General features: G+C 57.0%; 1 pseudogene. It reads left to right on the top strand.

Annotated features, from left to right (window positions below):
* Positions 1 to 236: pseudogene (locus AF337_RS36035) on the top strand (oxidoreductase); the annotation flags it as partial.
* Positions 237 to 272: the final 36 nt, after the last annotated feature.

The raw sequence follows: 272 nt of genomic DNA, 5'->3' as shown, positions 1-272 counted from the left end.
ATCTGGCACCGCACGATGTGCGCGTCATCGTTCTGTCGCCTGGCATCATCGACACCGAGGTGCTCGACCATGTGAAGGACGAGACTACGCTCGCCAATTACAAGGCCAACAAGGAGGCGATCGGCGGCGGCATTTCCGCCGATATCGTCGCCGAGTTGATCCTCAATGCTTACAATCTGCCTCAAAAGGCGATCGTGCAGGAAATCGTCATCACCCCGACCCGGCAGAAATACTGACCGGCACGCGACCGTCAGCAATACTAGAAGACGAGT

This window comes from Rhizobium ecuadorense (assembly GCF_001187535.1).
In the GTDB taxonomy this organism is placed as follows: domain Bacteria; phylum Pseudomonadota; class Alphaproteobacteria; order Rhizobiales; family Rhizobiaceae; genus Rhizobium; species Rhizobium ecuadorense.
Note: the sequence above shows the minus strand (reverse complement) of the source record. Positions and strands in the feature narration are given on the sequence as shown.